Origin of the sequence: Vibrio cidicii, assembly GCF_009665415.1 — a bacterium.
Lineage (GTDB): Bacteria > Pseudomonadota > Gammaproteobacteria > Enterobacterales > Vibrionaceae > Vibrio > Vibrio cidicii.
Genome location: NZ_CP035922.1, coordinates 544,774 through 565,311, shown reverse-complemented (window position 1 = coordinate 565,311; position 20,538 = coordinate 544,774). Strand labels below are relative to the sequence as shown.

19 protein-coding genes, 1 pseudogene and 1 riboswitch are annotated in these 20,538 nt (G+C 48.0%); of the genes and pseudogenes, 13 read left to right on the top strand and 7 right to left on the bottom strand.

The window, feature by feature from the left end:
- Window positions 1-12: 12 nt before the first annotated feature.
- Together EWA64_RS18100 and EWA64_RS18095 are read right to left on the bottom strand one after the other, a co-directional pair.
- Complete coding sequence (locus EWA64_RS18100) at window positions 13-1,560, bottom strand: DUF3369 domain-containing protein (RefSeq protein WP_061895917.1); 1,548 nt, start codon at window positions 1,558-1,560, stop codon at window positions 13-15.
- A 99-nt stretch (window positions 1,561-1,659) separates the two neighbouring features.
- Window positions 1,660-1,974 carry a DOPA 4,5-dioxygenase family protein gene (locus EWA64_RS18095; RefSeq protein ID WP_061895918.1) on the bottom strand — a complete coding sequence of 105 codons (315 nt, stop codon included), beginning with the start codon at window positions 1,972-1,974 and terminating at the stop codon, window positions 1,660-1,662.
- 151 nt (window positions 1,975-2,125) lie between these two features.
- Window positions 2,126-2,225: riboswitch (purine riboswitch) on the top strand.
- Window positions 2,226-2,251: 26 nt separating this feature from the next.
- On the opposite strand from EWA64_RS18095, the gene add reads away from it, so the two are divergent.
- The 4 genes from add to EWA64_RS18075 all read left to right on the top strand — a co-directional run bounded on the left by add (window position 2,252) and on the right by EWA64_RS18075 (window position 6,940).
- Window positions 2,252-3,256 carry an adenosine deaminase gene (gene add, locus EWA64_RS18090; protein WP_061895919.1) on the top strand — a complete coding sequence of 335 codons (1,005 nt, stop codon included), beginning with the start codon at window positions 2,252-2,254 and terminating at the stop codon, window positions 3,254-3,256.
- A gap of 474 nt (window positions 3,257-3,730) precedes the next feature.
- On the top strand, window positions 3,731-4,825 hold the full coding sequence (gene pdhA, locus EWA64_RS18085; RefSeq protein WP_061895920.1) for a pyruvate dehydrogenase (acetyl-transferring) E1 component subunit alpha: 1,095 nt from the start codon (window positions 3,731-3,733) through the stop codon (window positions 4,823-4,825).
- Window positions 4,818-5,801 (top strand): alpha-ketoacid dehydrogenase subunit beta, encoded by a 984-nt coding sequence (locus EWA64_RS18080; RefSeq protein WP_061895921.1) that lies wholly within the window; start codon window positions 4,818-4,820, stop codon window positions 5,799-5,801. The genes pdhA and EWA64_RS18080 overlap by 8 nt, the downstream gene beginning before the upstream one ends.
- Window positions 5,798-6,940 carry a dihydrolipoamide acetyltransferase family protein gene (locus tag EWA64_RS18075; RefSeq protein ID WP_061895922.1) on the top strand — a complete coding sequence of 381 codons (1,143 nt, stop codon included), beginning with the start codon at window positions 5,798-5,800 and terminating at the stop codon, window positions 6,938-6,940. The genes EWA64_RS18080 and EWA64_RS18075 overlap by 4 nt, the downstream gene beginning before the upstream one ends.
- Window positions 6,941-7,040: 100 nt before the next feature.
- On the opposite strand, the gene EWA64_RS18070 is transcribed toward EWA64_RS18075, so the two are convergent.
- Window positions 7,041-7,985 carry an electron transfer flavoprotein subunit alpha/FixB family protein gene (locus tag EWA64_RS18070; RefSeq protein ID WP_061895923.1) on the bottom strand — a complete coding sequence of 315 codons (945 nt, stop codon included), beginning with the start codon at window positions 7,983-7,985 and terminating at the stop codon, window positions 7,041-7,043.
- Between the two features lie 23 nt (window positions 7,986-8,008).
- Complete coding sequence (locus EWA64_RS18065; protein WP_061895924.1) at window positions 8,009-8,761, bottom strand: electron transfer flavoprotein subunit beta/FixA family protein; 753 nt, start codon at window positions 8,759-8,761, stop codon at window positions 8,009-8,011.
- Between the two features lie 234 nt (window positions 8,762-8,995).
- Between EWA64_RS18065 and EWA64_RS18060 the strand changes: the two genes are divergently transcribed.
- Together EWA64_RS18060 and EWA64_RS18055 are read left to right on the top strand one after the other, a co-directional pair.
- Window positions 8,996-10,663 (top strand): electron transfer flavoprotein-ubiquinone oxidoreductase, encoded by a 1,668-nt coding sequence (locus EWA64_RS18060; RefSeq protein ID WP_061895925.1) that lies wholly within the window; start codon window positions 8,996-8,998, stop codon window positions 10,661-10,663.
- 261 nt (window positions 10,664-10,924) lie between these two features.
- Entirely contained in the window at window positions 10,925-11,647 is a 723-nt protein-coding gene (locus EWA64_RS18055) for a glutamine amidotransferase (RefSeq protein WP_061895926.1), read from the top strand.
- 103 nt (window positions 11,648-11,750) lie between these two features.
- Here the strand turns inward: EWA64_RS18055 and EWA64_RS18050 are convergent, their stop codons facing one another.
- Window positions 11,751-12,101 carry a DUF3147 family protein gene (locus EWA64_RS18050; protein ID WP_061895927.1) on the bottom strand — a complete coding sequence of 117 codons (351 nt, stop codon included), beginning with the start codon at window positions 12,099-12,101 and terminating at the stop codon, window positions 11,751-11,753.
- 295 nt (window positions 12,102-12,396) lie between these two features.
- Between EWA64_RS18050 and rcnR the strand changes: the two genes are divergently transcribed.
- Window positions 12,397-12,669 (top strand): Ni(II)/Co(II)-binding transcriptional repressor RcnR, encoded by a 273-nt coding sequence (gene rcnR, locus EWA64_RS18045; RefSeq protein WP_061895928.1) that lies wholly within the window; start codon window positions 12,397-12,399, stop codon window positions 12,667-12,669.
- 69 nt (window positions 12,670-12,738) lie between these two features.
- On the opposite strand, the gene EWA64_RS18040 is transcribed toward rcnR, so the two are convergent.
- Together EWA64_RS18040 and EWA64_RS18035 are read right to left on the bottom strand one after the other, a co-directional pair.
- Window positions 12,739-13,053 (bottom strand): DMT family transporter, encoded by a 315-nt coding sequence (locus tag EWA64_RS18040; protein WP_061895929.1) that lies wholly within the window; start codon window positions 13,051-13,053, stop codon window positions 12,739-12,741.
- A 98-nt stretch (window positions 13,054-13,151) separates the two neighbouring features.
- Window positions 13,152-13,478: pseudogene (locus tag EWA64_RS18035) on the bottom strand (Tar ligand binding domain-containing protein); the annotation flags it as partial.
- Between the two features lie 591 nt (window positions 13,479-14,069).
- Here EWA64_RS18035 and EWA64_RS18030 point away from each other — a divergent pair.
- The 6 genes from EWA64_RS18030 to EWA64_RS18005 are packed head-to-tail and all read left to right on the top strand — an operon-like array spanning window position 14,070 to window position 20,537.
- A complete protein-coding gene (locus EWA64_RS18030; RefSeq protein ID WP_061895931.1) occupies window positions 14,070-15,995 on the top strand; it encodes a methyl-accepting chemotaxis protein in 1,926 nt (641 codons plus the stop codon).
- A gap of 12 nt (window positions 15,996-16,007) precedes the next feature.
- Window positions 16,008-17,570, top strand: coding sequence for a chemotaxis protein CheW (locus EWA64_RS18025; protein ID WP_061895932.1), 1,563 nt, complete (start codon window positions 16,008-16,010; stop codon window positions 17,568-17,570).
- A 20-nt stretch (window positions 17,571-17,590) separates the two neighbouring features.
- On the top strand, window positions 17,591-18,667 hold the full coding sequence (gene cheB / locus EWA64_RS18020; protein ID WP_061895933.1) for a chemotaxis-specific protein-glutamate methyltransferase CheB: 1,077 nt from the start codon (window positions 17,591-17,593) through the stop codon (window positions 18,665-18,667).
- Window positions 18,654-19,310, top strand: coding sequence for a HEAT repeat domain-containing protein (locus EWA64_RS18015; RefSeq protein ID WP_061895934.1), 657 nt, complete (start codon window positions 18,654-18,656; stop codon window positions 19,308-19,310). The genes cheB and EWA64_RS18015 overlap by 14 nt, the downstream gene beginning before the upstream one ends.
- A 10-nt stretch (window positions 19,311-19,320) precedes the next feature.
- The gene (locus EWA64_RS18010; protein WP_061895935.1) at window positions 19,321-20,166 is read left to right on the top strand and encodes a CheR family methyltransferase; all 846 of its coding nucleotides are present in this window, start codon (window positions 19,321-19,323) and stop codon (window positions 20,164-20,166) included.
- A complete protein-coding gene (locus EWA64_RS18005; protein WP_061895936.1) occupies window positions 20,166-20,537 on the top strand; it encodes a response regulator in 372 nt (123 codons plus the stop codon). The genes EWA64_RS18010 and EWA64_RS18005 overlap by 1 nt, the downstream gene beginning before the upstream one ends.
- The last annotated feature ends 1 nt before the right edge of the window (window position 20,538 follow it).

The window sequence follows — 20,538 nt, the reverse complement described above, 5'->3', positions numbered from 1 at the left end:
ATAGTTGAGCGACTAGTCAGGATTACTGTTACGTATTGCGATAAAGTCACTGATGTTATCAAGAAAAAGCTCAACCAGTTTGGGGTCAAAGTGTTTGCCTTTTTGCGCGATGATCTCTTGTAGAATATCGTCGTCACTCCACGGCTCTTTGTAACTGCGTTTCGAACCTAGCGCATCAAACACATCCGCCAAAGCGACGATGCGCCCACTAATCGGAATCGCCTCTCCACTCAATCGGTTGGGATAACCCGACCCATCCCATTTTTCATGGTGTGAGGCGGCAATTTCTCTGCCGACAGAAATCAAACGTCGCTTAGACTTGCTCAATATCTCAACGCCGTACTCGACATGACGCTGCATCTCACTCCACTCATCTGCATCCAACTTGCCTGGTTTATGCAAAATCGCATCGGGAATCGCCACTTTGCCAATGTCATGTAACGGCGAAGCGTGTTTGATCATGCTACTGTCATACTCGCTTAAGCCGTAAAGCTGAGCTAATTTCTCCGCAAACAGCGAAACACGCTGCACATGTGCTCCCGTTTCGCGGCTTCTCGCCTCAACCGCGTTGGCCAAGTTGTACACCAACTCTTTGGAGGTTTCGCGAATATCGAGCATCAGGTTGAGATTTTCAAAAGTCAGCCCGATGTTCTGCATGTACAGTTCCAGTAACTGTAAGTCAAACTCATCTAAGTTCTTATTGAGATTGACATACAACAGGCTATCGACGCCCTGCTCATCATGGCTGTAGAGCACAAATGCATCGCCATAGTTCATGGTTTGCTTGCTGAGCAAAGCTTGTTGGCAACGCTCCGCTACCACGTCTGGCAGCATATCAAACTCACACTTAGCGCAGAAATCGACGTAGGATCCCGTCGCAGCGAGTGTTAAAGCACGCGACTCTTCCCCTTGAGGACCGGGTTTGACAATGCAATAGAGCGCCGATTTTTCCAGCTTTAGTAATGAAGTAAGCTGCGCTAAAACCGACGAGGCATAAGTTTGTAAGGTGGTGGTATTTTGCACAAAAGCAGAAGCCTGAATTACACGACTAAGCCCTTGTTTTTGCTCTTCAATTAAACACAAGTCGCGATAAGAACGCAGCATTGAATAGAGCACTGTCTTTAATTTTTGCGTGGTTAACTCGGTTTTCTCCTTGTAGTCATCAATTTCATACTCTTTGATCACCACATCTTCCGGTGCTTGCCCTGCTTGCCCGGTTCGCAACACCAAACGGATCAAGCGGTTATCTAAGGTTTCTCGGATAAACCTCACCAACTCTAGGCCCGCGTGCTCAGTTTCCATGACCACGTCAACGAACGCCACCGCGATATCTTGCTGTTCTTGCAAAATTCGCCGAGCTTCGACGCCAGAATAAGCCGAAATTAGTTCTAAACTGCGCTCCTGAAACTGAAAACCAGATAAAGCAAGACGCGTTATCTGGTGCATCTGCTGGTCGTCATCGACGAGCAACACTTTCCAAGGTTGATGGCTGCGTTGTAAATCAATCGTCTCACTGACAGCTTTACCATTTTCTGCACGATGGTCAGCAAATAAATCCATTTACTAAGCCTCTGTTTTATACACTACTTATTAAGTTTTAGCACAAAAGCTCAAGTTAGAAAGGGACTAAGCAGAAAGATGTGCATTTTGCGATCACACTTAGAATATCTCTTCAAAAATGCCAAGGTTGGTCCCGAGCCACTGTGCGCGTTCGGTATGATCGAGCAGTTCCTCTTCACTTACCGGATGAATAAGGACCGAAAAACTACCGCGCTGAGTGTCCAGCCACTCAATCAGCCCCTTTTGGTTATCACAAAAGTGCAGCTCAAACATGGGCATCTTGTGTGGTCCGACTAAGCGATCAACCAGAGGAAATATTTGTAAAACGTCTTTACGCTCGCGGCGAATTTTCTCGTGCAACTCAGCCGCCTCAGAGCGACGATTTAACGGATAGTAAACGTGTGCGTGGAACATGATTGGTCACCTATGCTAATTTTTCGTCACATTCTACTTTGCGACAAACAAAATCCAAGAGATAAGCGCTGAATAAATCCTTCAAAAAATTAGAACTTTGCATACAAAATCGGCCAAGTTGCCGATTGCTGATAGAAGTATCCAGTGCTAGACTTTGCCTCGATCAATGCTTCATATAATCCTAATGATATGGTTTGGGAGTTTCTACCAAGAGCCTTAAACTCTTGATTATGAAGTCTGTAACTTTATACCCGGGATTTTTATAAAGAGAAGACTCATGAATTACTTTGACCTGCCTAAGATCGATTTACACTGCCACTTGGACGGAAGCGTACGCCCGCAGACGATCATCGACTTGGCCGATGAGCAAAACCTCACCCTGCCAACTCGCGACATCGCGCAAATTCAGCAGATGATGATTGCCCCAGAAACCTGCCCTAACCTAGATGAGTATCTGAAACGTTTTGAACTGCCCGGCATGGTAATGCAAACCGCACAAGCCTTGGAGCGTATCTCGTTCGAATTGTTTGAAGATGCCGCGAAAGAAAACGTCAAATACATGGAAGTTCGATTTGGCCCCTTGCTGCATCAAGTGAAAGGTTTGTCGCTGGACGAAATCATGCAAAGTGTGGTTCGTGGCATGAAACGCGCCGAAGCGCAGTACGACATTCATGGCAACTATATTCTCTCTATCTTACGTACCATGCCGAAAGATCAAATCAAGGCAGTGCTTGAGGCTGGCGCAAAACACATTAGCAAAGAAGAGAGCGGTATTGTGGCATTTGACTTAGCCGGCAGTGAACTTCCTGGCTTCTGCCACGAGTTTATCCCCTACGCACAATACGCCAAATCTCTTGGTTACCACGTCACTATTCACGCGGGTGAACAAGGCGCTGGGCAAAACGTTCACGATGCGATCGCGCTACTGGGTGCCGAGCGTGTTGGCCACGGCATTTTTATTCATAACCATCCACAAGCCTATCAATTGGTGAAAGATGAAGCGGTGGCACTGGAAACTTGCCCAAGCAGCAACGTGCAAACCAAAGCCGTAAACAGTTTGAGTGAACACCCGATCAAAGCCTTCCATAAAGATGGCATTGCCGTGACGATCAACACCGACAACCGCACAGTTTCCAACACCACCATGAGCGATGAAGTGCGTAAAGTGATGGAAACGTTCGACCTCACTGAGCAAGAGTATTTCGAGATTTACCGAGTCAGTGTGGAGAGTGCGTTCACCTCTAATTCGGTTAAAGCGCACCTGATGAGCTTTGCCAAATAATCGAACCTTTTGATTCAGCCAGTGCCCTTTCGCTTGGAAGGGCGCTTTGTTTTTCTCCTTTTTCCTTTCGCTTGTTGTCACTTCTTCACGCTTTTTTACACAAAGATTGTCACTTATTTACCGTCAAACCTAGTGAATAGATTCAACTTCTTCGCCTCACTTGGTTAAAAACTGGAACTTTCCTCTAAAAGCCTAGGGTGTAACGCTGGGTTTACTGTTTAATCTAAAACAATCGCCTGCAAGATTTAACATTTTTATTACACTTACAATAACTCAGCAACATCAAGATTCGTCACTACAGAATGTGTTAATTGCAGGGAAATGAATTAACGCATCGAGTATTAGCAGGACACAATATCAGGCTTTGCCATTTTGTCAGCGAATCAACTCTAGATGAAACTTAGCGGTGACGTTGCTTGTTATGGGACTCTGTTGGTTGTTTCTTGTGGAAACGACGCATTAAAGGAACGTGAGATGAATGTTCAGGCATTACCCATGCGCAGATTTATCGACCACGCCGGTGAGCTGGTTGCTCCATTGCCCTCTTGGGCTGATATTCCACTTTTGACACAGTTCTACCGCGACATGCTGGTGACACGCGCTTATGACAACAAAGCCGTGGCCTTGCAAAGAACCGGAAAGCTCGGGACATATCCGTCCCACTTAGGCTCGGAAGCATTCGGGGTCGCCGTTGGCCATGCCTTACTGCCTTCTGATGTGTTTATTCCTTACTATCGCGACATGCCTGCCATGTGGGTGCGTGGCATCGGTATGGAAAAAAACCTGCAATATTGGGGCGGTGATGAGCGCGGCAGCGACTATACTCCCACCGAGAGCCAACTGCGCAACCATGATCTGCCATTTTGTGTGCCGATTGCCACACAATGCACCCATGCGGTTGGCGTTGCGTCTGCATTGAAAATTGCAGGTGAACACCACGCCGCTCTGGTGACCTGTGGCGACGGTGCGACCTCAAAAGGCGATTTTCTTGAATCGATCAACTGCGCGGGGGTTTGGCACTTGCCACTGGTTTTCGTGGTCAACAACAACCAGTGGGCAATCTCTGTCCCCCGCCATTTACAGTGCGCGGCAGGTCAGTTATCCGATAAAGCGATTGGCGCTGGCATTCCCGGTATCACCGTCGACGGTAATGATGTGGTCGCTGTTTATGATGCCGTTAAAACAGCTCTGGATAGAGCTCGCAAGGGCAAAGGAGCCACCTTGATCGAAGCCGTCAGCTATCGCTTGAGTGATCACACCACCGCCGATGATGCCAGCCGCTACCGCAATGCCGATGACTTGCAGCAAGCTTGGCAGTATGAGCCAGTTAAACGCTTGAAAACCTTTTTGCTCGCCCAAGGCGCTTGGAGCGAAGAGCAAGATGCCGCTTGGCTCGAAGAGAGCAAAGCGATTGTCGAACAGGCGGTGGAGCGCTACCTCAGCCTAACGCCGCAAGCACCGGAAAGTGCCTTTGACTACCTCTACGAGTCTCTACCGACCGAGCTGACCGCGCAGCGAGATCAGTTAATCAATAAAGCAATGCGTATGCAGGGAGGCAGACATGGCTGAAATAACCTTGGTCGAAGCGGTCAACCTCGCGTTGCACCATGAAATGGAACACGACCCATCAGTAGTGATACTGGGGGAAGATGTCGGCGACAACGGTGGCGTGTTTCGCGCAACCGTCGGCCTTAAACAGAAGTTTGGCTTAAAACGCGTGATTGACACGCCTCTCGCGGAAGCTCTGATTGGCGGTGTGGCGGTCGGAATGGCAACCCAAGGGCTGCGCCCGGTTGCCGAATTCCAGTTTCAAGGATTTGTCTTTCCGGCACTGGAGCACCTGATGTGTCACGCAGCCAGAATGCGCAATCGCACCCGGGGTCGCCTTGCTTGCCCTGCGGTTTTTCGCGCTCCATTTGGTGGCGGTATTCATGCGCCCGAACATCATTCTGAAAGTATCGAAGCGCTGTTTGCGCACATTCCCGGCTTTAAAGTGTTGATACCCTCTTCGCCGCAACGCGCCTACGGCCTGCTGCTTGCGGCGATCAGAAGCAACGATCCGGTGATGTTCTTCGAACCCAAACGCATCTACCGCACCGTGAAATCCGAGGTGGTGGACAACGGCGAAGCGCTGCCACTGGATACCTGTTTCACCCTGCGCAAAGGGCGAGACTTAACGCTGGTGACGTGGGGCGCTTGCGTAGTGGAATCACTGCAAGCGGCAAGAAGCTTATCGGCTCAAGGCATTGAGGCGGAAGTGATCGATCTGGCCTCTATCAAACCAATCGACATGAACACCATCTTGCGCTCGTTGGAAAAAACCGGACGACTACTGGTGGTGCATGAAGCGTGTCGCAGTGGTGGCGTGGGCGCAGAGCTCATCGCCCGAGTCGCCGAAAGCGCCATGTGTATGCTCAAAGCGCCACCGATGCGCGTCACCGGGTTAGATACGGTGATGCCGTATTACCGCAACGAAGAGTACTTTATGGTCCAAGAAGCCGACATCGTGCAAGCCGCGCGTGAGCTAGTGGAGGGGTGGAAATGAAATCCTTTATTTTACCAGACCTGGGCGAAGGCCTCGCCGAATCCGAAATCATCAAATGGCACGTTCGCCCCGGCGATGTAGTGAAAGTCGATCAGATAGTGCTCACGGTGGAAACCGCTAAAGCCACAGTCGATGTGCCCGCCCCTTGGGGAGGCACCATCGTCAGTCGCCACGGCGAAGAGGGGGAAATCGTCAATATCGGCAGCTTGCTGCTGGAAATTGATGAAACCAACTCCACGGCAGTGGCGCAAAATGAACGCCAAAAGCAAGACGCCGCCACGGTCGTCGGCCATGTTTCCCACACTACCCATCAAGTCAACGTCGATGACTTTTGGATTGGTGGTGAACAAGGGGCATCGCCAGAGCCTCGAGTCAGTGCCATGCCCTCTGCGCGTCTGCTGGCGCAAAAATTGGGCGTAGAGATCAACCAAGTGCAAGGCAGCGGCCCGGCGGGTTTGATTGTCGATGCCGATGTTTACGATGAGGCGGGCAAACAGCGCCCTGGCACTGAAGTGCTCAAAGGGGCGCGGCGCACTATGGTGGGCACCATGACGGAATCGCATCACAATGTTGCTGCCGTCACCATTACTGAAGAAGCGGTGCTTGCCGATTGGGGGCCGAATGAAGACATCACCACGCGCCTCATCCAAGCGGTGGTGTACGCTTGCCAGCAAGAGCCGGCGCTCAATGCTTGGTTTGACGCCTCAACCATGACGCGTTGCGTGCACCACACCGTCAATGTGGGCATCGCGGTAGACAGCGCACATGGATTGTACGTTCCGGTGCTGCGCAATGCTGACGATATTGAACCCAGAGAGATCCGCACTTGGCTCAACGACACCGTCAAAGGAATTCGTCAGCGCAAAATTGGCCGTGAACAGTTGCAACACGCCACGATCACCTTGTCAAACTTCGGCGCCATCGCGGGGATTTACGCCACGCCCGTCGTCTCTTTGCCACAAGTGGCGATCGTCGGTGCAGGCCGCATCATTGAAAAAGTGGTGATTAAGGAAGATAAAGCGGTGGAGGTCAAAGCGATGCCATTGTCGATTACCTTCGACCACCGTGCGTGTACTGGTGGTGAGGCGGCACGCTTTACCAAAGCGTTAGCGCAGCACCTACAACGGCCAAGCGTATAAGGCGCTGCTACTGCCCAGCAAAGCTGTAACAAAAAGCCCGGTGAAATCATTCAACCGGGCTTTCTTTTTGGCTATTCAGTGATGAGCAGCATTAGACGCACTACAACTGCTCAATAAGCTCGGGCACTAGGGTAAACAGATCCCCGACTAAGCCATAGTCGGCCACTTGGAAAATGGGCGCATCGGCATCGCTGTTGATCGCCACAATCACTTTGGAATCTTTCATGCCCGCCAAATGTTGGATGGCCCCTGAAATACCCACCGCGATATAGAGCTGCGGCGCGACGATTTTGCCCGTTTGCCCGACTTGTAAGTCATTCGACACAAAGCCAGCGTCCACCGCCGCGCGTGAAGCGCCAACCGCTGCACCCAGTTTATCGGCCAGTTGTTCAACCAACGCAAACTGCGCTTTGCTGCCTAAACCGCGTCCACCGGAAACCACCACCTTAGCCGCGGCCAGCTCAGGGCGAACACTCTCAGCTTTCTCCTGCCGCACAAATTCAGAAATCTCGGAGGGGATAACCTGATTGATTGCAACCACAGGCGCATCGCCACCACAGTCGGAGACGGCATCGAACGCCGAGCTGCGAATGGTCATCACTTTGATGGCATCGAGCGACTGCACTTTTGCCAGCACATTGCCCGCATAGACAGGGCGGATCACCGTATCACTCGATTCAATGGCGATGACGTCGGAAAGCTGTCCGACATCCAGCAGCGCCGCTACGCGAGGCAGCAGGTTTTTGCCAAAGGTGGTCGCGGCAGCCAAGATGTGAGAATAATCTGCGGCCAATTTTGCAATCAGCTCGGCACCATTTTCAGCCAATGCATGTTGATAAGCACTGTGCTGCGCAAGCAAAACTTGCGTTACCCCATCACACTGACGCAGCGTGTTCGCTACAGCTTCACATTCGTGCCCCATAACCAGCACACTTACCTCACCGCCAAGCGATTGCGCCGCCTTTAGTGTACGCAGCGTATCGCTCGCCAAGGTATGCTGGTTGTGCTCTGCAATCACTAATGTCGATACTGGTTGGTCGTTCATTTTTTCCTCCTTGAATGCAGGGCTTAACTCAGCACTTTGGCTTCATTTTTGAGCTTATCCACCAGCTCAGTGACGCTGGACAGGATCACTCCCGCTTGCCGCTGTGGTGGCGGTTGCAGTTGCAACGTTTGGTGATGTGTTTTGAGCGATACGCCAAGTGCTTGCGGCGTGGTGACATCCAGCGGTTTACGTTTGGCTTTCATAATATTGGGCAAAGAGGCATATCGCGGCTCGTTCAAACGTAAATCGGTGCTGATAATCGCAGGCAATTGCAGCTTCAAGGTTTCTAAACCGCCATCGATTTCCCGTGTCACCAATACGCTCTCGCCTTGCATTTCGATTTTCGAGGCGAACGTTCCTTGAGGTCGGCGCGCAAGTGCCGCCAGCATTTGCGCAACTTGGTTGTTATCGCTGTCAATAGATTGCTTGCCAAGCAGCACCAACCCCGGCGCTTCATTTTTCATCACGGCATGCAGTAACTTCGCCACATTGAGCGGCTCAAGTTCACAGGCAGTTTCAACGTGGATTGCGCGGTCGGCTCCCAGCGCTAAGGCCGCACGTAGCTGCTCTTGGCAACTGACGTCGCCCAACGAAACCACCACCACTTCTTCTGCCACACCCGCTTCGCGCAGGCGTATCGCCTCTTCCACGGCGATTTCGCAAAAAGGATTCATCGACATTTTGACGTTGTTCGTTTCTACGCCCGAACCATCACTTTTAATTCTGACCTTTACGTAAGCGTCAATCACACGTTTTACCGCGACTAAGACTTTCACATTGCCTCCTTACCAAATGGGGATGCGGTAGAATCAAAATCGACTGCTTGCACGTTAGTGTGTTCAACTCAAGCGCTTTGGGGGAGCTTGATAAGTAGCTTACTGTTTATTCACACATTCCATGCCGTTTTGATCACCTAGTTTGTATTACCTTTTGAGCTTAGTTTAGTTTACGTTTACGTCAACTGGACTATATTTAAAGCACGACTGAAAACGTAACGATGAGTTGACGACATGGAAAGAGAAACAATGGAGTTTGATGTAGTGATTGTCGGTGCTGGCCCCGCCGGGCTCTCGGCTGCGTGCAAGTTGGCACAGCTTAGCCAACAACATCAAACCAATATGAGTATCTGCGTCGTGGAGAAAGGATCGCAAGTGGGCGCGCATATTCTCTCTGGCGCGCTGTTTGAAACCACCGCTTTGGACGAGTTGTTTCCGCATTGGCAGGAGATGGATGCCCCGCTGAAAACGACGGTGAAAAGCGACGATTTCCTCTATCTGGCAACCGAACATAATCACATTCGCCTACCTCATTTTCTCACGCCCAAAACCATGCATAACGCCAGTAGCAATTATGTAATTAGTTTGGCCGAGCTCTGCCGCTGGCTAGCTAGCCAAGCCGAACGGTTGGGGGTGGAAATCTTCCCCGGTTTTGCCGCCGCCGCGATCAACTACGATGACAACGGTGCAGTCATCGGCGTCATCACGTCTGACATGGGGCGAGACAAGCAAGGCGAGCCAAAAGCCAATTTTGAACCCGGCATCGCACTAAACGCCAAATACACTCTGTTTGCCGAAGGCGCTCGCGGTCATCTCGGCAAAGATTTAATTGAGCACTTTGCGCTTGATAAAGATAAGCAGCCACAGCACTACGCGCTCGGCATCAAAGAGATCTGGCAACTGGCGGACGATCATCCCCATTATCAAGCCGGTAATGTCCTACACGGGCTTGGCTGGCCGTTGAATGAAACCCATACCACTGGCGGCAGCTTTTTGTACCACTTGGATAACCACCAGATTGCGGTGGGCCTTATCACCGACCTCTCTTATCACAACCCGCACCTAAGCCCGTTTGATGAGTTTCAGCGCCTCAAACATCATCCGGCGATCAGCAAATATCTGCTTGGCGGACAGCGCATTGCATATGGTGCGCGGGCCATTGCCAAAGGTGGACTCTACTCGCTACCGAAACAGCAGTTCCCCGGTGGGCTCCTGATTGGTTGCGATGCCGGCACGCTCAATTTTGCCAAGATCAAAGGTTGCCACAGCGCCATGAAATCAGGCCTGTTGGCAGCTCAAGCGGTATTTGACTGTGTGCAAGCGGGCAAACGCCACAGCGAACCGGACTACGAAAGCCTGTTTCGCGCCTCTTGGCTGTATCACGAGCTGGAAAATGCGCAAAACTTCTGCGCCACCATCCACCGCTACGGCAATGTGGCTGGCGGGGTCATCAACAGCTTTGAGCAAAATGTTTGGGTTCCGCTCTTCAAACGCCCTGCTCCGTGGGAGATGGAAGCGCCTCATCATGATCACCTGCGTTTGCTCGATATCAGCCATTGTGAGCCCATCGCCTACCCGAAACCCGATGGCGTGCTGAGTTTTGACAAACCTTCTTCGGTCTACCTTTCCGGTGCCCGACATGAAGAGAATCAGCCGTGCCATTTGCGCTTGGCCGACGCATCGATTCCGATCCAGGTACACTTGGAAAAATTTGCCGAGCCTGCCCAACGCTACTGCCCTGCCGGGGTGTATGAAGTGGTCCAAGTGGATGGAGAAAGCCAGTTTCAGATCAACGCCGCAAACTGCGTGCACTGTAAAACCTGCGACATTAAAGACCCATCGCAAAATATTACTTGGGTTCCACCCGAAGGTGGCGGCGGGCCAAACTACAGTAATATGTAGCCGCCCTTCACCTAGAAAGTCAGCGAACCACGCTTCGCTGGCTTTCTATTTACTTTGGCTTTCTATTTGCTTTGTTGTTGCTTGTTTTTTTCAGGCTAAAAACGCCAGCCATAACGGCTAAATCGTCACGATTGAATAAGCCAATTGCCAACAAATAACCATTGCACAGCTTGGGGGATTTATCTAGATTAAGACTCCATGCAGCAGGCACACCCGCACTGATACGGTCAGCTCTCACAAATCTCAGTCGTAAGGAAGCGTATGAAAACACTACTCATTGTTAATGTTGGTCAGGCACCACAAGCTCAATTGGAAAAATTCGGAGATTTTGAAGAGTGGGCACTGCGCACTATTCGCGAGCAAGGTGTACATCAGCGCGACATCCACATTGAGTTTCATGACGGAGTTTCTTGTCCTCTACCAGATTTCAACTCACTGGCGGGGGTGATCATTATGGGTTCGCTGGCGATGGCTTCCGAGAAAACGCCATGGATGCTGCGTTTGTCAGACGAAATTGTCCAGTTAGTTGAGCGAAAAATTCCGCTGCTCGGGATCTGCTTTGGACATCAGTTGATCGCGCAGGCGCTCGGTGGCGCAGTCGGCTATCATCCACACGGTTTGGAGATAGGCACCGTACCAATCACCAAGCAACCTGCGGCGGACGACGACGCCATTTTCGCCCACCTGCCAGCGCAATTTGACGCGCACGCAGTCCATTATCAATCGGTGCTAAAGCTGCCTGAAAACGCCGTACTTCTGGCTCATAGCGACTTTGAACCCCATCACGCTTACCGTGTCGGCAACACCTGTTGGGGCGTGCAGTTTCATCCTGAGTTCACGCCGCCAATCATGCAGATGTCACTGAATAACCTCAAACACGAGTTTGAAGATGAGTACTCGGTGAAAAGCGCTCAAGTCCGCGAAACCGAGCACGCCAAACAGGTTCTGCTGCAATTCGCTCAGCTCTGTTGTCAGGCGCAGTAAACATCACTTTTTATGACGAAGCGAGTCAGGCTAGATAGATCCATCAAACACAAAAGGGGCTCTTTGCCCCTTGGCGAAATAGAATACATGCACCATCACTTTGTTAGGTAAGCGCTATACCAAACCCTCTGACTATAGCCGCGACGACAAAAAAACAGAGGATAGATACAACGGCACAAATGCCTAAAGACAGCCAAAACGAGTATCGATTTAATAAGAATGGGAAAATCAGAAACATCGGCAACGTCGGCAGTACATACCAGAAGGTATAGTAGGCATGATTGGCGAGCTTTTCCTGACCTTGCCCTTCGATGTACATCCAAATCAAAGCCAGAATCGTCACCGTAGGCAGCGCCGCAATCAGCGCTCCCACTTTATCACTTCTTTTCGCAACTTCGGATATCAAAACCACCATTCCTGCGGTCAATGCGTACTTAGTCATGATCCAAAACATGAGAGTGTTACCTATATAATTCTGAAAATAATATGCCATTACCGCGAGCTTAGCCCAGTAATGAGGTATATCCGTGTATGCCCATGTACAAACCGACAGCGCAGATCAAGATTGCCGATAAGTATGGTGCTATGGTCGTGGTGATACGACTTAATCCATTGCTGTTCTCTCTAGCGATTGATCATTTTACGCAAACTATACTCCCCCCCCAGTATCAAATACTACCCCCCAGTACAAAGTAAGTGCTACATTATCGGTTAGAATCGCCCAGCCGCCTAACTTAGAGAAGACTGCCATGTCACACACAACCAGAGATCAAAAGAAGCTCAACACGCGAGTCAGCAAGATACAGGGCCAAGTCAATGGCCTGAAAAAAATGCTGGAAGAAGAACACGAATGCCATGATGTGCTACAGCAGATCGCGGCCATCCGTGGAGCAGTCAATGGTTTGATGCGAGAAGTGATTAAAGGTCATTTACTGGAGCATGTGGTGCTAGAAGAAGAGAGAGAGCAACGTCAAGCCGATCTGGAAGTGGTACTTAAAGTGTTGGACTCTTACATTAAATAGCACGGTTATGGACGTAACCGTGCTATTACTCAGATTAAATTGAACTTGTTCGTTGTTACAAGAAGTATGCTAGGAAGCGAGTTTTAAGCCTGCAATGCCGATAACAATCAGCGCCAAGCTTGCGAGTTTAAACAAGCTCAACGCTTCCCCAAATAGCACAATGCTCATCACTGCCGTACCAACCGCGCCAATTCCCACCCAAATGCCGTAAGCCACGCCAAGAGGCAGAGTGCGCAACGCGATCCCGAGTAACACAAAACTAATGACCAGCGCTGATAAGGTAGCGATAGAAGCCAGCGGTTTGCTAAAACCGTCGCTGTACTTAAGGCCAATTGCCCAAGCGATTTCACAAATACCAGCGAGAAAGAGGATTAACCACGCCATATATACAACTCATATATGGGGTCGTCCCCGAAGAAAAGATGGAGCGGTGAGGTCGTCCTCACTTCCTATGTCGTGTTGCTGGCACCACTACGCCGTTAACGAGAATGGTTAAATTCTTGCTTGAATTTATTAACTAACTCCATGAGCTGTGCTTGATACTAATTTTTCTGCTTGCCTTGACTACTTTCGATACCCGCTGCGCGGAAGACTCGTTCAAGAGTAATCGCTCCTTCGAGTTGATGAACGGTCATGTCAGTCATCAATTTGGCCAAAGGTAAGTTATCGTGAGCTATCGCCTCTATCTCAACCACTACTCGTTTCATCTTAGTAATGGAATAAGTGGAAACCATTAACGTTAGAGCAAGTAAACACCCAACCAGAGCAATCATTTTTTGGGTAATCGATAAATTATTAAACCATTTCATCACAGTGCGCCTCACGTTCCATGTCACATGCCATAAAATATGGCTCCAAAAGTGTCTCAACCTACTCGGCATCAAAGCCTTTAAGTAGATAGAAAAAACCGCTAGCCGACGCGAGGTTCTGACCTCTAGTACAAATTTTTCTTTTTGTTTGTTTTAAATTTAAGCCTTTGCTTAAGTATTTTAGATTATGAAACTAAGAATGCTTAAACCCGTTCACCACAATTCATCTAATTCATTGTTTAATAAGAATATAAATAAGTTACCACTTTAGTTTAATGAACATGTAAAGCTTTGCATCTAGAGCAAATCATCGATAGAGACATATGCAACATAGTTGGAAAATCTTGAAATTCAAGAGCAAACAATTACAAAAATATCAACTAAAAAATATCGATGCTGATTTGGCTCAAATCCTCTTCCCTATTCTCAATAGAAATAAAATAAATCATTGTTTTTAATAGGTTTAAATTTAATTAATTTAAAACTGGAAAATTTAAATCATTGTCTATACTGATCTAACATCTTGGATGAATATCTCATTTTGGAGATGGATTACATCTGTTACATCAATGGCAAACAACGAGGTTTTCCATGGCGCTCAAGAAACATATCACCACCAGTGCTAGCTCATCATTTAGTCCGAGCAACCATAGCACTTCGGCTAATGCCCCCAAAAAAGAAGCTGATGATTTGCGTCGCCAAGCAAGAACATTAGCCAGAAAACAACAAGCTGCCGAACGAGTGGCTTCTGCTACAGCAGAATTATTGGCTGGATTAGAAGAAAGTTCTTCTGCCATGACTCAACTACGTAGCTCTATGGAACAGATTGCGGTGGGTGCGGAAGAATCTTCATCGGCTACAAAACAAAGTGAAACGGCTGTATCGCAGATGAATAACTTCATCAATGAACAAGCCACCTATGCCACTCAATCTAAGCAAATTTTGACTAAACTCGAACAAGATATTGTTGATGTGGCTAATAAAATCAATGAGATGGTATCGAACGTCCAAACCTCTTCAGAACGACAAAACGATTCGGTCAAACGAATGATCGAACTTTCCGAACAAGCAGCCAAAATTAATGATGCAGTGAAACAAGTCATACATATCGCAGATCAAACTAACTTATTGGCGTTGAATGCGGCGATTGAAGCGGGTCGTGCAGGTAAACATGGGAAAGGGTTTGCGGTGGTGGCCGATACGGTTAGAACCTTAGCTGAGAAGGCCGAAAAAAATGCGGCCAACATTGAAAGTCTCATCAAGGACATTTCTAACGGTGCGGAAATGGTTTCAAACGGAGTGAAATCAAGCTCTCAAAAAGCAGAAAGTGAAGTTCAGAAAGGCCATGTCGTCAATAAACAACTTACGCTCATTCGCAATGAAATGGTTGATTTAGTGAAAGATTCAGAAGTGTTATTGAAAGCTGCGGATGAGATGTCTTCTGCAGCAGTTATTGCCTTAAAAGGTTCCGAATCTGTCTCACAAGCCGCTCAAGAACAGTCTGCCGCCTGTGAAGAGAGCTTAAAAAGTCTAGATCAACAACAAATTGCGCTTGATGGTGCTGTCACAGCAGCTCAGTCACTTGATGAATTAACCGATGAGCTACGCACATCCACCGATATCGTTAAATCATCTGAAGAAGTCGCTGCCGCTGCCGAAGAGCTCTCTGCTGGCATTGAAGAGATCAACCGCTCATCGAATGAAATTATGGGTGCACTCAACCAGATCAGCTCTGGTGCACAACATATGGCCAAGTCGGTTGAAACCGGGATCACTAGCTTAACGCAGATAGAACAAGGAGCTCGCCTTGGCAAAGAACGAGCAGAAAGTAGCCTAAAAGCTTGTGAGAAAATGTTGACCAGTATAGAAGAAAACAAAACTACTGTTGACGAGATGATCTTAGCCATTACCGAATCTACCAAAGCTGCAACGGAAAACCTGAATGAAATGGCGAATATTGAACGTATTTCGCGACAGATCGATAAAATTGTCGATGGTATTTCCAATGTCTCCATTCAAACCGCCATGTTGGCCGTGAATGGTGCTGTCGAGGCAGCGCGCGCGGGTGAATATGGAAAAGGTTTTGCTGTTGTTTCTACCGATATTCAAAACCTCGCCAACGATGCAGCTGAAAACGCTGAACAAATCAAAGATCAAGTTAAAAATATCCAAGAACAAATCAACATTGTTAGTAAAGATTTGGCTGACATCCTTTCGACAGTGATGGAAGAAGCTCAAAAAGCAGCTCTAACCATCAAACAACTGGATAATGTTCGCTCTCGGATGAGTGATGTGGTGTTAGGTAGTCAACGTATTTCTGAAAGTGCCGAGGGCATCGAGAGTTCGATTGCTGATGCACGTTCGGGAATGCAACAAATTGCTACTGCGGCCGAAGAATCCTCTCATGCAACGGGTGAGGCCGCTACTGCGGCTCGTCAGCAAAGCTCAAGTACTTCGGAACTGGCATCCGCAATTGAAAATATTGCCGCCGTTGCCGATGAACTTCAATCAATCTGATTGAGGTGAACTATGACCAGTGAAGCTATTGTAGACAACGAACTTGAACATGAAGAGAGCCTCACACAGTATGTCAATTTCATGCTGAGCGATGAGCTTTTTGCTTTACACATGCAAGAAGTAGAAGAAATTATTCGCCTCCCAGCGACTTTCCTAGTGCCGCTCACTCCGAGTTATTTGATTGGATTATCCAACTTACGAGGACAAATTCTTCCCGTCCTGTGTCTACGGACTTTACTGTGCATGGACAGAGCCTCTGCGACGGAAGCCACGCGAGTGATTGTCATTACAATTGGCAAGACCAAGATTGGATTCACCGTCGATCGTGTTGTGAATGTCGCAACCCCTGCCCCAGAGATGATAAAGCCGACCAATACTGCGGGCGGCAAAATTGACCCAACCTTAATTACCAACACCATTCACTCGGATAATCAGATTATCCAAGTACTGAATTGTCATCGTTTGTTAGACAACTCTGTCGAAGAAGAATTGGAATTAAGCACGCAGCGTTTTAACCACCTCTCTTCTAAGTCTCATTTTGGGGATGTGATCGATGAAGAACGAGATGATGATGAAGACATGCGACAGCTCGTGTGCTGCATGGTAGATGGGCAAGAATACGCCTTTCCACTAGAGGACACTCAAGAAATTGTGCGTATACCCGAGATTATCACCAAAGTCCCTCTCACTGAATCCTCCATTCTTGGGGTGATCAACTTACGTGGCAAAACGCTCCCATTGGTCAGTCTGAGAACGCTGTTTGGATTACCTAGCATTAGCTTTAGTGATAGTCACCGTGTCTTAGTGGTGAATGTCTCTCTCTCAGAAAAAGAGCGGCGACCCGTCGGGGTTGTTGTGGATGCCGTGCGCGAAGTCATACGTCTGCATGTAGATGTGATGGATAGCGTTCCAGAAATCATGAGTAAAATGGGACAAGCCAATGACATTTCGGCCATTTGTAATCTTGATGATGGCCGACGCACACTCAGCGTGATTTCTGTAGAGCAACTTTTTGACGCTCAAATCGTAGATCAATTCTCCGAAGCTTACCCACAGGAAGGAACTGATATGTCGACGATCGACGATGTAAGTATCCTAGAAGATGACAATACCGACATGCAGTTGGTGATTTTTAAGTTGGATAAAGAAGAATTTGGCATCTCCATTCATACCGTACAAGAAATTATCCGTATTCCAGAAAATATCAGCCGCGTTCCTAAAACCGATGATTTTATCGAAGGAGTGATTAATTTACGCGGTAACGTTTTACCTATCGTCGATATGCGTAAGCGTTTTCATCTACCCGAGATGGCACGCCATGAACGCCAACGTATCTTAGTGGTGAATTTTGAGAAGATTTCAACAGGTTTTATCGTCGATTCCGTCAGTGAAGTATTAAGAATACCGGAATCCCAGCTGGAAGATGCACCCGTGTTGAGCGAAGAGCAAGCACAACTAATGCGCCAAATGGTCAATCTCAGCCCTCGAATGATAGGTGTACTGTCCGCCGATCAATTGATCAGTAATACCGAGATGTACAAGTTACACATGGCTGCAAACGATATGGATAGCTAAGTTTTAAGGCTGGAGGGAACATGAAGATTTTAGTTGTCGATGATTCTGCGTTAATGCGCACCACCATTAGCGACATATTGCAAAACATTCCGAATGCCCAGATTAAAACAGCACGTGATGGTATGGATGCCATCGACAAAGTGATGAAATGGCAACCGGATGTGATGACGTTAGACATCAATATGCCCAACATGGATGGTCTAACTTGCCTTACGCAAATCATGGTTGAACGTCCCTTGCCGATTGTCATGCTCTCATCCCTCACCCATGAAGGTGCCATTACAACGCTCGAAGCGCTTTATCTTGGTGCGGTAGACTTTGTCGCCAAACCCGGAGGCACTATCTGCGGTCGATTACAAGAAGTCGCACCACTGATCCGTGAAAAAGTTCGCGCGGCAGCGAAAATGAGAGTCAAAGTTCACACGCAACTTTCGGTATCACCAGTAGAAGCAGAGCACAAACATGAGTCACCTGTGGTGGAAAATAATGAAGACCACCAGCTTGCGATAATGGGTGTTTCGACAGGAGGGCCCGGCACTGTTGAAACGATACTGCGCCATCTGCCCACCGATTTCTCATTACCTATTATTGTTAACCAACACATGCCAGAGAGTTTCACTGCCGCCTTTGCTCAAAGGCTTAATCGCTATCTGCAACACCCCGTGAAAGAGATTAACCGTGCTTTAGTGCTTGAGGCTGGTACCGTTTATGTTTGCAAAGGTGACCGAGACTGCATTGTCACGCTACGTGATGGTAAATTGGCTGCCATGCCCACGCCAAATGATAGCCATTTTTCATGGCATCCCAGCGTCTCCAAACTGGTTGCCAGCGCCATACGCACTTGTGGAGAAGATAACTTATTGTGCGTCATGCTAACGGGAATGGGCGACGACGGTGCCAATGAAATGGCTCAGGTTGCTCAAGGAAACGGTATTGTTTTTGCCCAAGAACCCACAACCTGCGTAGTCCCCAGTATGCCGGAAGCATTACTTAAACGTGTACCCCATATTCCAACAGGAACTCCAGAGCACTTAGCTTATCTGATGACCGAAGTGGTGAGACAGTCCAGTAGGGAGCTTCGCTATGGCAATCATTAAACGCAGCGCAGCTACAGACAACCCAAATATTGAGATACCTTCTACTCCCGAGCAGATCGATGTGCTGAGCGCAGAAGCGCTGATGGAAGCTCTACAAGGTGATGACCTCGAGCAAATTTTACGTGCGATTCATCAGCTGGAAGCTGCGGACTCAATTGAATTTCAACAACATCAAGCGGCTTTATTTACTTTGCTCGATCGCGATACAGAACAAAACCCTTGCAGTGATGCTGTTTTCTCACTGTTAGCCATCCGAAACAATGATGAAATCACGACTCGTTTGATCCCCCTGCTCGATTCAGAAGCACCCTATTTACGTAATCAAGCGATTGAGATTTTACAACATAGCCCGCAACAGCTGGAAAGGCACATTCAGGATTTACTGAACCATCAAGATCCTGATGTTCGGATCTTTGCTATCGATATTATCGGGCTTTTACCTCATCAATCGGTGCCAGAATGGTTAATGCAAGTCCTCCAGCATGAAGAACACATTAATGTAATTGGTACAGCGATCGACAGAGTCGCTCAGCTCTCCGACCCTAACTTCTCGACGATATTGGGGGAGGTCAAGCAGCGATTTTCTCATGTACCCTATCTCGTTTTTGCCTGTGATGTGGCTATCAAACGGTTAAATACCTAAGGTCAGCATTATGAATGAGATTGTCATTACCGATACTGACTTCTGCCGATTCCGTGATTATTTTTATCAAAAAACAGGCATTTTTTTTGAGAACAGCAAACGTTATTTTGTCGATAAACGCTTATTACAGCGCATTGAATTAACCGAACACCAAAGTTTTCGTGGTTATTTTACTTATCTACGCTTTCAAGCCAGCGGAGAAGAGCTGCAAGCCGTTATCAACGCACTCACCGTCAATGAAACCTATTTTTTCCGCGAGATCAGTCAGTTGGAGTCCTTGGTTGAAGAGGTTTTAGATGACATCGTACGCCATAGACCAGGTGAGCTAATACGTATATGGTCTATGCCCTGTTCTAGTGGCGAAGAGCCCTATTCGATTGTGCTGTTTTTACTGGAACATTGGCCAAAGCTAGAACAGGTCGATATTGAAATTATCGCCTCAGATATTGATACCGGCATTTTACAAAAAGCAGCACAAGGTATATTCAGTGCTCGTTCTGTTAAAAATTTACCCAATAGTTCTCTCAACAAATATTTCAGCTTACGAGCTGATGGCAGCTACCAATTAATTGACGATATTCGTCAATCGGTACGTTTTACTCAAGCCAACCTCAACAACCGAGCAGAAGTTCAAAAATTAGGTGCTATGGACGTTATTTTTTGCCGAAATCTGTTGATTTATTTTGATGATATTTCGCGCCGTAACGCAGTGGAATCTTTTTATGAGCAACTCAATCCCGGTGGTGTTCTCTTCCTCGGCCACTCAGAGTCGATGAGCCGTATATCCTCAATTTTTCATGTAAAACGCTTTCGTAAATCAACGGGATACTACAAACCGCACAAGGGGAAAAAGTGATGAAAAAAGTAATGGTCGTTGATGACGCTTCTACGGTGCGTATGTATCACAAAGCTCTACTCGAAGAGATCGGAATATTCATTTTAGAAGCCAGTAATGGTGTTGAAGCCTTAGAACGAGCGCTAGAAATGCCCGTTGACCTATTTCTGGTGGATATCAATATGCCCAAGATGGATGGCTTTACTCTCGTTCGGGAAATACGTTGTCGCCCTGAGCTGGCAGGCATTCCGACTATAATGATCTCAACCGAATCTCAAGAAAGCGATAGACAACAAGGTATTCATATGGGAGCGAACTTGTATATGGTGAAACCTGTGAATCCTGAAGAATTACAACAAACTGTTACCCTGATGCTTGGGGGGTTGAAATGAA

Excerpts from the sequence above, each read along its gene's own strand:
- add (WP_061895919.1), top strand. The coding sequence starts at position 2,252 with ATGAATTACTTTGACCTGCCTAAGATCGATTTACACTGCCACTTGGAC.
- EWA64_RS18070 (WP_061895923.1), bottom strand. The coding sequence starts at position 7,985 with ATGAACGACCAACCAGTATCGACATTAGTGATTGCAGAGCACAACCAG.
- EWA64_RS18075 (WP_061895922.1), top strand. The coding sequence starts at position 5,798 with ATGAAATCCTTTATTTTACCAGACCTGGGCGAAGGCCTCGCCGAATCC.
- EWA64_RS18040 (WP_061895929.1), bottom strand. The coding sequence starts at position 13,053 with ATGGCGTGGTTAATCCTCTTTCTCGCTGGTATTTGTGAAATCGCTTGG.
- EWA64_RS18095 (WP_061895918.1), bottom strand. The coding sequence starts at position 1,974 with ATGTTCCACGCACACGTTTACTATCCGTTAAATCGTCGCTCTGAGGCG.
- EWA64_RS18060 (WP_061895925.1), top strand. The coding sequence starts at position 8,996 with ATGGAAAGAGAAACAATGGAGTTTGATGTAGTGATTGTCGGTGCTGGC.
- cheB (WP_061895933.1), top strand. The coding sequence starts at position 17,591 with ATGAAGATTTTAGTTGTCGATGATTCTGCGTTAATGCGCACCACCATT.
- EWA64_RS18015 (WP_061895934.1), top strand. The coding sequence starts at position 18,654 with ATGGCAATCATTAAACGCAGCGCAGCTACAGACAACCCAAATATTGAG.
- EWA64_RS18055 (WP_061895926.1), top strand. The coding sequence starts at position 10,925 with ATGAAAACACTACTCATTGTTAATGTTGGTCAGGCACCACAAGCTCAA.
- EWA64_RS18025 (WP_061895932.1), top strand. The coding sequence starts at position 16,008 with ATGACCAGTGAAGCTATTGTAGACAACGAACTTGAACATGAAGAGAGC.
- rcnR (WP_061895928.1), top strand. The coding sequence starts at position 12,397 with ATGTCACACACAACCAGAGATCAAAAGAAGCTCAACACGCGAGTCAGC.
- EWA64_RS18100 (WP_061895917.1), bottom strand. The coding sequence starts at position 1,560 with ATGGATTTATTTGCTGACCATCGTGCAGAAAATGGTAAAGCTGTCAGT.
- EWA64_RS18080 (WP_061895921.1), top strand. The coding sequence starts at position 4,818 with ATGGCTGAAATAACCTTGGTCGAAGCGGTCAACCTCGCGTTGCACCAT.
- EWA64_RS18010 (WP_061895935.1), top strand. The coding sequence starts at position 19,321 with ATGAATGAGATTGTCATTACCGATACTGACTTCTGCCGATTCCGTGAT.
- EWA64_RS18030 (WP_061895931.1), top strand. The coding sequence starts at position 14,070 with ATGGCGCTCAAGAAACATATCACCACCAGTGCTAGCTCATCATTTAGT.
- pdhA (WP_061895920.1), top strand. The coding sequence starts at position 3,731 with ATGAATGTTCAGGCATTACCCATGCGCAGATTTATCGACCACGCCGGT.
- EWA64_RS18050 (WP_061895927.1), bottom strand. The coding sequence starts at position 12,101 with ATGTTTTGGATCATGACTAAGTACGCATTGACCGCAGGAATGGTGGTT.
- EWA64_RS18005 (WP_061895936.1), top strand. The coding sequence starts at position 20,166 with ATGAAAAAAGTAATGGTCGTTGATGACGCTTCTACGGTGCGTATGTAT.